The organism is Bacillus solitudinis, from assembly GCF_002797395.1.
Taxonomy (GTDB): Bacteria; Bacillota; Bacilli; order Bacillales; family Bacillaceae_D; genus Halalkalibacter_A; species Halalkalibacter_A solitudinis.
The window spans coordinates 968,721-983,968 of record NZ_KZ454943.1; the positions used below are offsets into that span (position 1 = coordinate 968,721).

Below are 15,248 nucleotides of genomic sequence, written 5' to 3' on the forward strand. Positions count from 1 at the left end.
TGAACTATATGTTACGCTCATTCAGTTATTTGGTCAACCACTTTCGAAAAAATAATTAGACTATTTAGACATGCATTTATTGTATGCGCTTTCTTTACATTTCATTTAGATAAAATTATTTTTATTCCTTTTTTTCTCATATTAAATACAAAATTGGTAAAGCTTTTAACTAGGTGATGATTTGATGATAAATATTCGGACATATTTACGCTCTATCTCTTTTAAAGGGAGATTCCCATTTCTTCAAATTTATCCGAAGAAGCGGGCCTCTCTTGTTCTGGTTAAGGATAACTGGAATGACTGTAAAACTGAAGCAGAGTTTATACTTTATCAGCAATTACGTTCAGGAAACCTTTACCCAACTCCGGATTACTCTGTTGGAGGATGCCATGTAAACGTGGCTCTTATTCCTTATCGTCTTGCTCTAATCGAGAAACAAACTCTCGATGAACAAAAGAGAATTTCTCGAGCATTGAGAAAAGAAAAATGGCGTGTTTTATTTTACGATGTAAATCACTTAACCAGTGATAATTTGTCCTACTTACAAATGGTTCAGCAGCAAACGAAACAAATGAAAAGCCGAGCATAATTTGCTCGGCTTGATTGCAATAAAAAGCATCTCCACGGGGAGACGCTTTCCTTATGTATGTTTTTAACTTGTAAGTCTTTTTTGGCGTCCCAGGAGAGATTCGAACTCCCGACCGACGGCTTAGAAGGCCGTTGCTCTATCCTGCTGAGCTACTGGGACAAAAGCGGGTGATGAGAATCGAACTCACATCATCAGCTTGGAAGGCTGAGGTTTTACCACTAAACTACACCCGCATATTATATGAATTTCCAACATAGTCTTACATGTCTCTTTCAAGTAACGTTAGCGTTCCCTAGCGACGAATATAATCATACCAAAATAATTATTTAATGTCAATGGGAATTCTATTTTTTTTATCAGGTCATGCCAAAAAGCCTTGTTCCTCCTTTTGGCATTATCCCAATCGTTATTTTTCATACTGAGTTTTCAATTCAGTCACTTCTTCACCTTCACGTGTATAAAAACGCACTGTAATGGTTTCATCTTCTACACCACAAATACAATACGTTTGGGTTTTTGGACGTATTGGTAAGCGTAGACTACCTGGATTAATATAAACCGTTCCATTTTTTTGAAAACTTGTCGCTATGTGTGTATGACCAAAACAAACAATATCTGCTTGTTTTTCCTCACCACGATAAGTAATCAAATCAAGACTCATTTTAACATTGTAATGATGCCCATGCGCAATATAGAACTTTACCCCCTGAACGGTTTCCTCTCTTTCTTCTGAGAAATCCGATCCAAAATCACAGTTCCCTTTAACAACAATTATATTCTTTAAAGCTGTGGATTGTTGTTCAAGCTCACTATCCCCACAGTGAAAGACAACATCCACTTCTTTTTCATGACGTTTAACTACCTCTATCACTTGTTCACTCCAACCATGACTATCACTCATAATAAGTGCTTTCATCACTGTCTCCTCCTATAGCCTAACCAATCCATTCATTTTTTTCTTCTAATAATTTACGAAGAGCTGCGGATCGATGGCTTAGCTTATTTTTTTCTTCTGAAGATAATTCAGCCATCGTTTTACCGATTTCAGGTAAGAACATAATTGGATCATACCCAAAACCATTGTCACCACGTGCTTCTCTTGTTATGTATCCTTCACATATTCCTTCAAATACCTTTGTTTTAATAAGAGGATTTGCAACGGCAATTGCACAAAAAAAACGAGCATTCCGATCTGAATCCGGGATATCAATAAGCTCTTTTAACACTTTTTCATTATTTGCTACGTCATTCTTCTCCCCACCCGCATATCGAGCGGAATAAACACCGGGTCTACCATCCAAGGCATCAACAATGAGCCCTGAATCGTCCGCAATAACAGTCTGACCAAATACTTGTGAAATAGTCTCAGCTTTTTTGACTGCATTATCAGCAAATGTTTGACCATCCTCGATAATATCCGGAATCTCAGGATAGTCAAGTAAAGAACGGACCTTTACATTAAATTCAGAAAATAATTGAACGAACTCATTAACTTTTCCTATATTTTTAGTTGCAATGATAATTTCATTAATCATTTTCACTCACCCTTCGCTTGCATTTTACTTGTAATCTCCCCAAGCGCTTCCTTTTGGTGTTTAATTAATGATAATACACCCTTTTCCGCTAAATCAAGTAAGGCATTTAACTGACTTCGAGAAAAAGTTGCCTCTTCACCTGTACCTTGTAACTCAACAAAATCTCCTGAGCTAGTCATAATCACATTTAAGTCCACTTCCGCAGCGGCATCTTCAATATAACAAAGATCTAAGATTTCACCATGCTCCTTGTCAACTCCGACCGAGACGGCCGCAAGATAATCACGAATTGGCCATTCTTTTATTTTCTTTTTCTCAACTGCCTGATTCACAGCTAAAGCTAGCGCTATGAAAGCCCCAGTTACTGAAGCTGTCCTCGTGCCCCCATCTGCTTGAATAACATCACAATCAATCCAAATCGTTCGTTCGCCCAATTTCTCGAGATCAAGGATAGCACGTAAAGAACGTCCGATTAGTCGTTGAATTTCCATCGTTCGACCTGAGACCTTTCCTTTTGATGATTCACGAATATTGCGCTGTTCTGTTGCACGTGGAAGCATCGAGTATTCAGCAGTAATCCACCCTTTGCCCTGGCCTCTCATAAACGGGGGAACTCGTTCCTCAATGCTTGCTGTACAAATCACCTTCGTCTGTCCCATTGAGATAAGAACTGACCCTTCAGGATGTGTAATAAAATTCAAATCAAGCTGAACTGGTCGTAACTCGTCCACAGCTCTACCATCTACTCTCATATCCATTCCTCCCTCAATTTACTCTTTCTCTATCTTCACACAAACTATAGGTAGCTATCCACTTTTATGCAATGTACTTATTATAGATACTAAAAAGGAGGAAGCTATATGCTCCTCCTTTACACCATTCTTTTATTATAATAAAAAAGTATGCGTAACTCCAATTTTTTTCCTGATTCTTTGGGTTAATAACTACCTTTATTCACAAGACTTGGTCTTGCGACTGGTTTAGCCATTTCTCCATTTTCTTGCATAATATTACTCTCACCATTTACTTGGATAGCTACCTTCTCAATACCTTCTTGTTCTGTCAAGGTAAGTGCAAGCATGCTCATCACTTCCTCAGATATAGCGGCACCTTGCAATTGATTTAAAATACTTTCATTAAAATTCAATGTAACAACACCATTTTCATACATAGGGTCATCAATTAATGCAACATCTTTACTAAAATCCGTAAGTAAATTTGTATGATACGAGGGGCCATTTAACAATTCCTCAACTGCAGTCTTTACTGCATCTTTACCTAAGTTTACGCGTCGAGTAACAGGAACATAGTACGTATCCTCACCATTTTGCGCTAGGAAATACAGATTAACTTCATTACTATTCACCACATCAACAACTTGGTCAGCCTCTAGATTAATTCCATTCGCACGACTGACCCCTTTACCAATCGGTGTGCCATTTACAGGCATCATCTCCTGGTCGTATCCATTTATACGAATTTGAACTCGGTCTACATTTTCAAATTGTGTTAGTGTCCAAGTAATCGCTTGAAGAATTTGCTGTTCATTATCTGGGTTGTATTCCTTGAATTCATTCGAAAAATCAGCAATCGCTGTCCCATCTTCTAAATGTACATCAACGACCGTTCCAGCGGGGATGACCGCACGAAATCCATTCGGTAATATTTCAGTTATCGGACCGCCTTCTACTAGGTATTCAAGCGATTGTCGTAACGTACCCTCCGTTTTTGGTAGCGATAGCGTTTGAGGGACAACAAGACCATTTGAATCAATAAGATAGATTTCGCGTTCAATCTTATCTACATTTTCTTCATCGTCTGGACCTTGCGCATCAGGGGCTTCTTCTCCCGGCAATTCCTCATTCAACTCTTCAATATCTAATGAATCTCCTTCCTCCACATAATTTACAGGAGGTGTGTCCATTTCATTCATCGCCTCATCTGAACCAAACGAGCAAGCCGTTACAGTTAGTGTAGTAAATAACAATACAGGAATTCCTTTTATAAATACTTTGCGCATTGTTTTCCCTCCTAAGATGGTTTGTACTACATATATACGAGCCTCCATACAAAATAGACCAACTTTGTCTTAGTTTTTAAGAAAAAGCTACACTGCAGCCCTATTTAAGAAGCAAGGAGCGTACACCGCTGTCAGGTTTTAGGTCATCTTCAAATGCTCTTCTTGTAGGAGACGCCCAGTGTGTGGAGGACTTGTTCTTCTGCTAATTACAAAAAAGCTTCTCCTAAAAATACTAACTATCTACTTTCTTCTCTTTTCAAAAAAAAAAAACTGATTAAGCATGTTTGCTTAATCAGGTTTCCTTTCTTAGCCTAGCTTTATCGTTCTTACACGTTCCACATTCATCTCAAGCCATTTATCAGCAAGACATTTAAAATTATCCGCATTTCCAGTTGTGAAAAACGAATGCTGAGGATTTCTATCCTTCGTATATAGGAGCCCCTTATGATAAAGGAGCCCACTCACCTCTCTCGCCGTTTCATCCCCTGACGAAATCAATTGGATTTCATCGCCTACTTCCTCTTGGATGACCTGACGTAGCAAAGGATAATGGGTACAACCTAGAATCAGCGTATCGAAGCCTTTTTTCTTAAGTGGATGAAGTGCTTCCGCAACGATTTCTCGCGCTTCTTCTCCTTCAAATACACCTCTTTCAACAAGCGGAACAAAAGGAGGACAAGCTAGACTCTCAACCCTCACTTGACTATTAATCGAAACTAGCGCTTTTTCATATGCTCGGCTTTCAATCGTACCAGTTGTCCCAATAACAGCTACATGGTCGGATTTAGTCACCTTTAAAGCACTAATCGCTCCCGGGTGTACAACCCCTACAACAGGGATCGCTAATTCTCTTTTTACTTCATCAAGCACAACAGCCGCTGCTGTATTACAAGCAATAACTAGCATTTTCATTCGTTCTTCCATTAAACGATTAATCATTTCCCAAGTGAAAGCCCTCACCTCTTCAGCCGAACGAGGGCCATATGGACAACGAGCAGAATCGCCTATATAGACAATTTCTTCCTTTGGTAATTGGCGGAGAAGCTCTTTAGCTACCGTCAATCCACCTAATCCTGAATCTATTACTCCAATTGGTCTATCCAACAATACTCCCTCAATTTCTTCATTTCTTTAATAGAAAGATTAGATTTATAAACTTCTCTGGTTGATATCACAGTATTCATTTCGCAAATGGATGATACATGGTTATTTCTAGTTATCTACCATTTTATTATTGTGTATGTTTTTGTTTCGAATTGCAAGCATCACACTGAAAAAGCAATTGCCCTAGGACAATTGCTTTTTCACCTTAAGCGTTTATAAATTGTTCTCTAACTTGTTGCTCTACTTCATCTGCAGTACTAAGTTGAAGCATTTCTTCTGCAAATTGAGAAAGCTCAGTCTTAGATAGACTAAGAATTTGACTTCTAGCCGGCAATATAGATGTAGCACTCATACTAAATTCATCCAAACCTAAACCAAGCAGTAACGGAATGGCAATTTCATCTCCAGCCATTTCACCACACATCCCCGCCCATTTTCCTTGCTTATGAGCGGCATCGATGACCATTTTTACTAAGCGTAAAATAGCCGGATGATATGGTTGGTATAAATAGGAGACCCGTTCATTCATTCGGTCTGCAGCCATAGTATATTGAATAAGGTCATTCGTCCCAATGCTAAAGAAATCAACTTCTTTCGCAAACAGGTCAGCAGCAACTGCAGTTGACGGGATCTCAACCATGATTCCAACCTCAATTTGTTCAGATATTTCAATACCGTCTGCTAAAAGGTTGTCCTTCTCTTCTTGTAACATTTGTTTCGCTTGACGTAATTCCTCCATTGTTGCAATCATCGGGAACATAATTTTCAAGTTTCCAAATGCACTTGCTCGAAGTAATGCTCGCAGTTGCGTTCGAAAAATGCCTTGCTCTTCTAGACATAAACGAATGGCACGGAATCCTAAAAATGGATTTAATTCTTTCGGTAAATCTAAGTAGGGTAATTCTTTGTCTCCACCTATATCTAGCGTTCGGATTACGACTGGCTTATTTTCCATTCGTTCAACAACTTCTTTATAGGCTTCAAACTGTTCATCCTCAGTCGGAAGATTGTCGCGCCCCATGTATAAGAATTCAGTACGATATAGACCAATAGCTTCTGCACCGTTACCTATAACACCGTCCAAATCTTTTGGCGTTCCGATATTTGCAGCTAACTCTACATGTTCCCCGTCTTTAGAAACAGTTGATTCTAAAACGAGCTTTGCCCATTCTTCTTTCTGTTTATCATAATCGGCCTTTTTCTTGCGATACTCAGTTAGCTGAGCTTCTGTAGGCTCAATAATGACTTGTCCATCCAGACCATCAACAATAACCATCATACCAGTTTTCACTTGAGTGGTTACTTCCTTTGTTCCAACTACAGCAGGAATTTCTAAAGACCGTGACATGATTGCTGAATGAGAGGTTCTGCCTCCAACGTTTGTAGCAAACCCCTTGACGAAAACGGGATTTAACTGAGCTGTATCTGAAGGGGTTAAGTCGTCCGCAATCACAATCGTTTCTTCAACAAGAGTAGCCAAAGAACGCGCCTCAATTCCGAGTAAATGACCTAGCACTCGCTTTGTCACATCACGGATGTCTGCCGCTCGTTCTCTCATATATTCATTATCCATATTTTCAAACATCGTAATGAACATATTTGCCACTTCATTTAAAGCAAACTCGGCATTTTGACCATCTGATTTAATTTTATCTGAAACACTATCCACTAATTCAGGATCACTTAAAACAAGCAAATGAGCAGAAAAAATTTCAGCTTTATCAGCACCTAACTCTGCTTCTGCTTTGTCACGAATTGCCGAAAGCTCTTGCTTTGACACAGAGAGTGCATCCTGCAACCGCCCTATTTCATCTTCTACGTTTTCAATGTTCAGTCGTTCTATGTTGAAAGTAGGCTCCTCATGAACAAAAGCCTTAGCAATCGCAACACCTGCTGATGCAGCGATGCCAGTAAGAGTTTGTTGCATGTTATTTATTCACCTAACCCATCTTTTATGATTTCTTCAATTCCTTTTAAAGCCTCACTAGCATCGGATCCCTCAGCTTTGACTGTTACCTCTGCACCTTGACCTACTCCAAGAGACATAACACCCATGATTGATTTCAGGTTTACAGACTTACCTTTGAATTCAAGTGTGATATCTGAAGAATATTGTCCTGCTTTATTCACTAATTGTGTAGCTGGACGCGCATGAATTCCTGTTTCTGCTGTGATTTTAAATGTTTTTTCTGCCATCATTAATCAACCTCTTTCGATAAAAGAATTTTGGATGTAAATAACTTTGCTAACTCTTATGCAAATTTACCTAATTCATTTCCAGTATTTTTCTGTTTAGGAAAAAAGTTTGAAAACGGTTCACACTCCAAGCATACTAAAAAAGACACCAGCAAAGAAACGCACATGACGAAATGATGATGTACTTAATTTAGAGTACCCCATCCTATCCCCATATACACTTTCCTTACTCATGCCTGATCGAGTCAGTAACACGTAAATTAAAGTGCGACCACTATGTATGCTTGAAAGCTTTAGAAAAAGAACAATACCAGGCAATTGTCCAATTGAATAAGAACTAAAAAAGCGATTATCCAATAGGTTTACAATAAGATTAGTCACATTATACCATAATTGAAATTCGTCTTTCAATAGATGTATAAGATTCTTAGACTTTAAAAATGTATTTCCTGAATTTTAATTAGTCGACAGCCTCATATTCCTCATACTTTTTAACTTATTTTTGTTCTTTACGTATCACAAGAGTTCTCAAATCCACATATACTATGATGACTAAACCCCTTCAACTCGTGGGACTGAGAAACCACATCGCTTTTAGCCTGAGCAAGAAGGAGTGAACTCATTGAAAGGAGCAGAATTTGGACCTAAACCTTTACTTACGAAAAGGGAACGCGAAGTATTCGAGCTACTTGTGCAAGACAAAACGACAAGAGATATTGCTCAACTGCTTTTCATAAGTGAAAAAACTGTTCGAAATCACATTTCCAATACAATGCAGAAATTGGGGGTCAAGGGGCGCTCCCAAGCCGTTATTGAACTCATCAGACTAGGGGAGCTTGAAATATAGTTCATATGAGTTTAAAACTAAAAACCAGTTATTCATACTATAAGGACTCTGGTTTTTAGTTTCATACGAGAAAAAAAGGCTTCTCCATTAGGAGAAGCCTTTTTACATTAATTAATTACCACCAAAGAAGTTCTTGAATGATTGAAGAGTTGTTTCTCTGTTTAATGCAGCGATAGATGTCGTTAAAGGAATTCCCTTAGGACATGATTGCACACAGTTTTGAGAATTACCACAATTAGCAAGGCCACCGTCTCCCATGATTGTTTCAAGACGTTCAGCTTTATTCATCTCACCAGTGGGATGTGCGTTAAATAAACGAACTTGTGAAAGCGGAGCAGGACCAATGAAATCGGACTTGCTGTTCACATTTGGACAAGCTTCAAGGCATACACCACAAGTCATACATTTTGAAAGCTCATATGCCCATTGACGTTTCGTTTCCGCCATACGTGGCCCTGGACCAAGATCGTACGTACCGTCAATTGGAATCCATGCTTTAACCTTTTTCAATGAATCAAACATACGACTGCGATCAACCATCAAATCACGAACAACTGGGAATGTTTTCATTGGTTCAAGACGAATTGGTTGTTCAAGTTGGTCGACAAGCGCTGTACAAGATTGACGTGGCTTACCATTAATAACCATTGAACATGCCCCACAAACCTCTTCAAGACAATTCATGTCCCAAGCAATTGGTGTTGTCTGTTCTCCCTTTGAATTAAGGGGGTTACGACGAAACTCCATTAATGCGGAGATAACGTTCATATTCGGACGGTAAGGTACTTGAAACTCCTCGTTATAAGGAGTACTGTTCGGGTCATCTTGTCGTGTTACAACGAAACGAATTGTTTTTTCACTCATGATTTAACAGCTCCTTGTTTCTTTTGAGAATAGTCACGCTTACGCGGTTGAATTAATGATGTGTCAACTTCCTCGTACTCAAACACAGGCGCTTTTGTCTCAGGATTGTATTTTGCTTTTGTTGTCTTTAAGAATTCTTCGTCATTACGTTCAGGAAAATCAGGCTTAAAGTGAGCACCACGGCTCTCATTACGATTATAAGCTCCCATTGTAATCACTCGTGCTAGTTTAAGCATGCCATCTAACTGACGTGTAAACGAAGCCCCTTGATTGCTCCATTTCGCTGTATCATTAATGTTAATATTCTGGTAGCGTTCCATCAATTCTTGAATCTTTTCATCTGTTTTAAGAAGCTTTTCATTGTAACGAACAACTGTTACGTTATCAGTCATCCACTCACCAAGCTCTTTATGAAGAATATAGGCATTCTCTTTTCCGTCCAAAGTCATAATCTTATTAAGCGTCTCTTGTTCCTTCTTCACTTCATTTTCAAATACTGAAGATGACAGGTCACTTGCCGATTTTTCAAGACTATTAATGTAATTAACCGCATTCGGACCTGCAACCATACCGCCATAAATAGCTGATAATAAAGAGTTTGCACCGAGACGATTTGCACCATGCTGTGAATAATCACATTCACCCGCAGCAAACAAACCAGGAATATTAGTCATTTGATCGTAATCAACCCACATACCACCCATTGAATAATGAACAGCAGGGAAGATTTTCATTGGTACCTTACGAGGGTCATCACCCATGAATTTTTCGTAAATCTCTATAATACCACCAAGCTTAATATCAAGCTCTTTAGGATCTTTGTGAGAAAGGTCCAAATACACCATGTTCTCTCCATTAATTCCAAGCTTCTGCTCAACACAGACGTCGAAAATTTCACGTGTTGCAATATCACGTGGCACTAAATTTCCGTAGGCAGGGTATTTTTCTTCTAAGAAGTACCATGGCTTACCGTCTTTGTATGTCCATACACGTCCACCTTCACCACGGGCTGATTCACTCATTAGACGAAGCTTATCATCTCCAGGAATGGCCGTTGGATGAATTTGAATAAATTCACCATTTGCATAGTAAACACCTTGCTCGTAAAGCTTAGCGGCTGCATATCCCGTATTAATTACAGAATTGGTTGATTTACCAAAAATAATTCCAGGACCACCAGTGGCCATAATTACTGCATCAGCTGCAAAACTGTGGATTTCTGATGTTTTTAAGTTTTGAGCAGTAATTCCCCGACAGGTACCCTCGTCATCAACAATAGCTGAAAGGAATTCCCATCCTTCATACTTTGTTACAAGACCACTTGTTTCATGACGACGCACTTGCTCGTCCAATGCATAAAGTAACTGCTGACCAGTCGTAGCACCAGCAAACGCTGTACGATGATGTTGAGTTCCACCAAAGCGACGGAAGTCAAGCAAGCCTTCTGGCGTACGATTAAACATAACACCCATACGATCCATTAAATGAATAATACCAGGCGCAGCCTCTGTCATCGCCTTAACAGGAGGTTGGTTTGCTAAAAAGTCGCCTCCATAAACAGTATCATCAAAGTGTTCATACGGAGAATCGCCTTCCCCTTTTGTGTTAACTGCTCCATTAATTCCGCCCTGCGCACATACAGAGTGAGAACGTTTAACAGGAACTAACGAAAAAAGATCGACTGGAACGCCTTTTTCTGCTGCTTTAATTGTTGCCATCAGACCAGCTAGTCCGCCTCCGACAACAATAACTCTTCCTTTACTCATATTGACCCACTCCTTAAATGTTTGCTAAGTCTGGATTAATGAATGCTAGGATTGCACGAATCCCGACAAACGTTAATACGACGAAAATTGCTATCGTTACATATGTTGCAATTTGTTGTGAACGAGGTGATACTGTAATTCCCCACGATACTACGAATGACCAAAGACCATTTGCTAAGTGGAATGTAGCTGACACAACACCAATAATATAGAAAACTAACATAAATGGTGAACTAAGTATGTCTGCCATCATATTGTAGTTAACTTCCGCTCCAAATGCTGCTGCAATTCGAGTTTCCCATACATGCCAAGCAATAAAGACTAAGAGGATGATACCTGAAATTCGTTGTAAGCGAAACATCCAATTTCGGAAGAATCCATAACGGCTTGTATTATTTCGCGCCTGAAACGCAATGTAAAGTCCATAAATTGCATGAAATAAAATTGGAATGTAAATAACGAAGATTTCAAGTGCGTAACGGAAAGGTAAACCTTCCATAAAATGTGAAGCCTGATTAAATGCGCTTGCTCCCTTAGTTGCAAAATGATTGACGACCAAATGTTGAACTAAAAATAGTCCAATTGGTATAACGCCAAGTAAGGAATGTAACTTTCGATTAAAATACTCTCGATTACTTGCCATACCTTTTCCCCCCAAAAATGTTTTTGTCCCTATCCATACTCCTAAACAGATCTTTCTTCTCTTTTCTTCGTATAATGTGTACCTCCCCACCGCGAAATATCGGGATATGGAAATTCTACGAAAATGTGAAACCTTTATAAAGTTTCTGTGAAAAAAACGACAAATTAATTGTACTCCCATCGGATAACCTCGTCAAGAAAACGTATACAAGCTTTTACTTATTTTAATATAGCTGCAATCCTTGTTTAGGAAAGAAAAAAAGACCTTTTCTCCCCTCTTATTTTACTAAAAATAAGGGGGTATGACAAAGCCTCTTTTAAAAAAAATATATATTAATATATTAACCGATGATAATTCTTTCTGTTGGATACTTGAAATGGCTTTTTGTTTCTTTGCGCCGAACCGAAAATAAGAATGCAATCAACCCAACTCGACCAATAAACATTAAAATAATTAAGATAAACTGACTTGGAAAGGATAGTTCTGGTGTAATCCCCATTGATAATCCACAAGTTCCAAAAGCTGATGCTGTTTCAAAAATAATTGCACTAAGGGATATCTGTTGGCCTTCAAATGCAACAATTAACGTTACTGCAGCAAATAACATTACTAAAAATACAGAAAGAACAATAAACGCCTTTTGTCGGTCCTCAGGATGGATTTCACGCCCAAATACTTTAACATCATCTTTCCCTAAAGCAAAACTTCTGATCGTTAGAAACATTACAGCTATGGTCGTTGTTCGAATACCGCCACCTACACTAGATGGACTCGCACCAATAATCATTAAACCAGACATAAAGAGGATGGTTGCTTGTCCTAAGTCAGAGACGTCCATTATCGTTAGACCACCACTTCTTGTCGTTGCCGAATTGAATAATGAAAAAAATAATTGTTGATGCCACTCCAAGCCCACATAATAATTGCCACTTTCTAAAGCCCAAATTCCGATCACACCAATAAGGAACACAACGAAATAAGTTGTTGTCGTAATTTTCGTAAATAAGCTAAATTTAAAATTAGGATTTTCCCTTGAGAAATATGCTCTTAATTCTAAAAGTACTGGAAATCCTATCGCTCCTGCAAAAATAAGTAATATCGTCACAAGCTGAACGTAGTAATCATCAGCAAAGGGGATTAATGATTGACCAGTCACATCAAACCCAGCGTTTGTAAATGCACTTAAGGCCGCAAAGGCACCTTGGTAATAAGCTTCAAATGCCGTATCAAAATAACGCAGATAGTAACTACCTAATATTATTGTACCAATCAATTCAATAATAAGTGCAACAAACAAAATACCTCTCATTAAGTTAACTAAGCCAGCAAATTGATTTTGATTTTGGTCGACCATAATAAGCATTCGTTGTGATAGATTGATTTTTCGTCCAAAAAGCATCCACACAAAGGTACCTAAAGTCATAACCCCTATACCTCCAAGTTGAATTGCCAAAGAAAGAAAAATAACCCCAATATAGCTGTAGGTCTCAGAGACGTTAACAACTGTTAACCCTGTTACGCTTACTGCGCTAACTGATGTGAATAACGCCTCAGAGAAAGAAACATTCACACCAGGTAAATGTGAGATAGGTAAATAAAGTAATACACTAAAAAGGACCATTGCAACAATATAAGCAATGATGATGACACGAAAAGGACTTAAAAATTGACTCATTGAGGATCTCATACATTTAAAACCTCCGCATTTATTCGAGCTTAAGTATACCACTCTTGAAATATTGAATCTAGAAGGTCTAGAGAAAAAATGGCATCCCGATTATAATGAGATAAGAAAGAGGTGTGTTTTAAAAATGGAAGCGAATGAAACCCAGTTATTTGGTTATGATTTGATTCGTAACGATTTATTAAATGAGTTACTCGGTCAAGAGCATGATGCTCTATTATATTGGAGTGGGAAAGCTTTAGCTCGTAAGTACCCCCTACATTCAATTGAGGAAACGATTGAGTTCTTTAATAGAGCTGAATGGGGATCCCTATCTCTTGTAAAAGAAAAGAAACAGGAACGTAGATTTGAACTCCGTGGACCATGGATGGGAAAATACGATTCACGTTGTTACCAGTTAGAGTCTGGCTTTTTAGCTCAACAGGTGGAAAGTTTAGTAGGCTTTATTTCCGAATCAATTTATCACGTGAAGCGTGATTACGTCCTTTTACAAGTACAAACTGACACCCACGATGCAGTTGAAAAATAGAAAGCTTTACAGCCGTTGTTTTCTTTTAATCCTGCTATGAATTGATCACTCATAGCAGGCACATTGATTTATTTAACTCACAAAATCATTTAGAAACATATACTATTCATTTTTAATATGTGCGTACTTCAGGATACAACTTCGACTTCCTCAGCTAGCCTAAAAGCTTCGTGCAATGCTTCAACCGCTAAAACCATATTCTCCTCGTCAATGACTGCGGATACCTTGATTTCTGACGTGCTAACCATTTTTATATAGATATCATTCTGTGCAAGCACTTCAAACATCGATGCAGCAACTCCAGGATTTGAGGCCATTCCAGAACCTACAATTGATACTTTCGCAAGTTCACCTTCATGAGTAATCTCAGTAAATCCCAACTCTTCCTTTACCTGTTCAAGAGCTCTTAACGTTTCGACAATGATGCATTCTGTAATTGAAAATGAAACATTAACATGCTCGGCATCTAACTGATTTTGAACAATAATATCGACATTGACATTGTTTTCTGATAGCGCCTTAAACAATGTTGGTAATGTATCAATTTTATTTGGTAATCCTGATACGGTTACCTTTGTTACATCATTTTCAAATGCAATTCCTCGCACGACTAGATTTTGTTCCACTGTTACTTCCTCCTCAATCATTGTCCCTATTTCATCTACCATACTTGAAGCAACCATTAGCGGTACTTGGTAATTTTTCGCGAATTCCACAGCTCGTGGATGTAATACTCCTGCACCTAAATTGGCCATTTCTAACATTTCGTCATAAGAAATAGCTTGAAGCTTTCTAGCTTGTTTGACCACACGGGGGTCTGTCGTAAACACCCCTGTGACATCCGTATAAATATCACAACGGTTTGCTTCTAAAGCTGCAGCTAATGCAACAGCCGTCGTATCAGAGCCGCCGCGTCCTAGTGTCGTTATATTTCCTAGTCTCGATGCGCCTTGAAAACCGGCGACAATGACAATCTTTTTTTGAACTAACTCCATTTCAATTCTAGCTGTATCGATATTGGTTATACGAGCGTTACCATGGGTGTCTTCTGTCTCTATCCCTGCTTGCCAGCCTGTATATGAGACAGCATCAATGCCTCTTTTTTGAAGCGCTAATGTTAATAAAGCAATTGTGACTTGCTCGCCTGTCGATAGAAGCATATCCATTTCACGCTTACTAGGTGAATCGGTGATAGCTTTTGCTAACTCAACTAATTGATCGGTTGATTTCCCCATTGCTGAAACAACGACGACTACTTCATTTCCTTCAGTATAAGATTTCTCCACTCGACTAGCGACATGCTCAATTCTTTCCACTGACCCTACAGATGTTCCACCGTATTTTTGTACGATTCTTGCCATTTACTTTCATCCTCTCCACACACTCGAAACGCAATCAAAAGGTAACAAAAAAAGCAACAATAAGGAAAACCCCTCACTGTTGCTTGAAAATACCAAGACTGGTACCACAT

At 38.7% G+C, this 15,248-nt stretch carries 15 protein-coding genes and 2 tRNA genes; 3 read left to right on the forward strand and 14 right to left on the reverse strand.

All coding sequences use genetic code 11. The features are described from left to right. Nucleotides 1-184: 184 nt before the first annotated feature. Nucleotides 185-589 carry a hypothetical protein gene (locus CEF19_RS04835; protein ID WP_100405035.1) on the forward strand — a complete coding sequence of 135 codons (405 nt, stop codon included), beginning with the start codon at nucleotides 185-187 and terminating at the stop codon, nucleotides 587-589. 82 nt (nucleotides 590-671) lie between these two features. Here CEF19_RS04835 and CEF19_RS04840 read toward each other — a convergent pair. From CEF19_RS04840 to CEF19_RS04880, 9 genes are all read right to left on the reverse strand, one after another. Then, nucleotides 672-748: transfer RNA gene (locus tag CEF19_RS04840), tRNA-Arg, on the reverse strand. A gap of 3 nt (nucleotides 749-751) precedes the next feature. Next, nucleotides 752-822 (reverse strand) — tRNA-Gly (locus CEF19_RS04845). A gap of 173 nt (nucleotides 823-995) precedes the next feature. Beyond that, nucleotides 996-1,505, reverse strand: a complete 510-nt coding sequence (locus tag CEF19_RS04850; RefSeq protein WP_100405036.1) for a metallophosphoesterase family protein — start codon at nucleotides 1,503-1,505, stop codon at nucleotides 996-998. A gap of 19 nt (nucleotides 1,506-1,524) precedes the next feature. After that, nucleotides 1,525-2,121, reverse strand: a complete 597-nt coding sequence (locus CEF19_RS04855; RefSeq protein ID WP_100408209.1) for an XTP/dITP diphosphatase — start codon at nucleotides 2,119-2,121, stop codon at nucleotides 1,525-1,527. A gap of 5 nt (nucleotides 2,122-2,126) precedes the next feature. Further along, complete coding sequence (gene rph, locus CEF19_RS04860; RefSeq protein ID WP_100405037.1) at nucleotides 2,127-2,876, reverse strand: ribonuclease PH; 750 nt, start codon at nucleotides 2,874-2,876, stop codon at nucleotides 2,127-2,129. A 185-nt stretch (nucleotides 2,877-3,061) separates the two neighbouring features. Beyond that, entirely contained in the window at nucleotides 3,062-4,144 is a 1,083-nt protein-coding gene (locus CEF19_RS04865) for a GerMN domain-containing protein (protein WP_100405038.1), read from the reverse strand. Nucleotides 4,145-4,450: 306 nt separating this feature from the next. Then, the gene (racE, locus tag CEF19_RS04870; RefSeq protein ID WP_100405039.1) at nucleotides 4,451-5,248 is read right to left on the reverse strand and encodes a glutamate racemase; all 798 of its coding nucleotides are present in this window, start codon (nucleotides 5,246-5,248) and stop codon (nucleotides 4,451-4,453) included. Nucleotides 5,249-5,453: 205 nt separating this feature from the next. Further along, entirely contained in the window at nucleotides 5,454-7,175 is a 1,722-nt protein-coding gene (gene ptsP, locus CEF19_RS04875) for a phosphoenolpyruvate--protein phosphotransferase (RefSeq protein WP_100405040.1), read from the reverse strand. A 5-nt stretch (nucleotides 7,176-7,180) separates the two neighbouring features. Then, entirely contained in the window at nucleotides 7,181-7,444 is a 264-nt protein-coding gene (locus CEF19_RS04880; RefSeq protein WP_100408210.1) for a phosphocarrier protein HPr, read from the reverse strand. Nucleotides 7,445-8,066: 622 nt separating this feature from the next. On the opposite strand from CEF19_RS04880, the gene CEF19_RS04885 reads away from it, so the two are divergent. Next, complete coding sequence (locus CEF19_RS04885; protein WP_100405041.1) at nucleotides 8,067-8,291, forward strand: helix-turn-helix domain-containing protein; 225 nt, start codon at nucleotides 8,067-8,069, stop codon at nucleotides 8,289-8,291. Between the two features lie 111 nt (nucleotides 8,292-8,402). On the opposite strand, the gene sdhB is transcribed toward CEF19_RS04885, so the two are convergent. The 4 genes from sdhB to CEF19_RS04905 all read right to left on the reverse strand — a co-directional run bounded on the left by sdhB (nucleotide 8,403) and on the right by CEF19_RS04905 (nucleotide 13,251). Then, on the reverse strand, nucleotides 8,403-9,155 hold the full coding sequence (gene sdhB / locus CEF19_RS04890; RefSeq protein WP_100405042.1) for a succinate dehydrogenase iron-sulfur subunit: 753 nt from the start codon (nucleotides 9,153-9,155) through the stop codon (nucleotides 8,403-8,405). Then, nucleotides 9,152-10,921, reverse strand: coding sequence for a succinate dehydrogenase flavoprotein subunit (gene sdhA, locus CEF19_RS04895; protein WP_100405043.1), 1,770 nt, complete (start codon nucleotides 10,919-10,921; stop codon nucleotides 9,152-9,154). The genes sdhB and sdhA overlap by 4 nt, the downstream gene beginning before the upstream one ends. Before the next feature lie 13 nt (nucleotides 10,922-10,934). Continuing rightward, nucleotides 10,935-11,564, reverse strand: coding sequence for a succinate dehydrogenase cytochrome b558 subunit (locus tag CEF19_RS04900; RefSeq protein WP_100405044.1), 630 nt, complete (start codon nucleotides 11,562-11,564; stop codon nucleotides 10,935-10,937). Between the two features lie 340 nt (nucleotides 11,565-11,904). Then, the gene (locus CEF19_RS04905; protein WP_100405045.1) at nucleotides 11,905-13,251 is read right to left on the reverse strand and encodes a TrkH family potassium uptake protein; all 1,347 of its coding nucleotides are present in this window, start codon (nucleotides 13,249-13,251) and stop codon (nucleotides 11,905-11,907) included. 124 nt (nucleotides 13,252-13,375) lie between these two features. Between CEF19_RS04905 and CEF19_RS04910 the strand changes: the two genes are divergently transcribed. After that, a complete protein-coding gene (locus tag CEF19_RS04910) occupies nucleotides 13,376-13,777 on the forward strand; it encodes a YslB family protein (RefSeq protein ID WP_100405046.1) in 402 nt (133 codons plus the stop codon). 128 nt (nucleotides 13,778-13,905) lie between these two features. Here the strand turns inward: CEF19_RS04910 and CEF19_RS04915 are convergent, their stop codons facing one another. Then, nucleotides 13,906-15,138, reverse strand: coding sequence for an aspartate kinase (locus CEF19_RS04915; RefSeq protein ID WP_100405047.1), 1,233 nt, complete (start codon nucleotides 15,136-15,138; stop codon nucleotides 13,906-13,908). Nucleotides 15,139-15,248: the final 110 nt, after the last annotated feature.

Coding starts and splice junctions, on each gene's coding strand:
- CEF19_RS04910 (WP_100405046.1), top strand. CDS start 13,376: ATGGAAGCGAATGAAACCCAGTTATTTGGTTATGATTTGATTCGTAAC.
- CEF19_RS04850 (WP_100405036.1), bottom strand. CDS start 1,505: ATGAAAGCACTTATTATGAGTGATAGTCATGGTTGGAGTGAACAAGTG.
- CEF19_RS04915 (WP_100405047.1), bottom strand. CDS start 15,138: ATGGCAAGAATCGTACAAAAATACGGTGGAACATCTGTAGGGTCAGTG.
- CEF19_RS04880 (WP_100408210.1), bottom strand. CDS start 7,444: ATGGCAGAAAAAACATTTAAAATCACAGCAGAAACAGGAATTCATGCG.
- CEF19_RS04900 (WP_100405044.1), bottom strand. CDS start 11,564: ATGGCAAGTAATCGAGAGTATTTTAATCGAAAGTTACATTCCTTACTT.
- CEF19_RS04905 (WP_100405045.1), bottom strand. CDS start 13,251: ATGAGATCCTCAATGAGTCAATTTTTAAGTCCTTTTCGTGTCATCATC.
- sdhA (WP_100405043.1), bottom strand. CDS start 10,921: ATGAGTAAAGGAAGAGTTATTGTTGTCGGAGGCGGACTAGCTGGTCTG.
- rph (WP_100405037.1), bottom strand. CDS start 2,876: ATGAGAGTAGATGGTAGAGCTGTGGACGAGTTACGACCAGTTCAGCTT.
- CEF19_RS04865 (WP_100405038.1), bottom strand. CDS start 4,144: ATGCGCAAAGTATTTATAAAAGGAATTCCTGTATTGTTATTTACTACA.
- CEF19_RS04835 (WP_100405035.1), top strand. CDS start 185: ATGATAAATATTCGGACATATTTACGCTCTATCTCTTTTAAAGGGAGA.
- sdhB (WP_100405042.1), bottom strand. CDS start 9,155: ATGAGTGAAAAAACAATTCGTTTCGTTGTAACACGACAAGATGACCCG.
- ptsP (WP_100405040.1), bottom strand. CDS start 7,175: ATGCAACAAACTCTTACTGGCATCGCTGCATCAGCAGGTGTTGCGATT.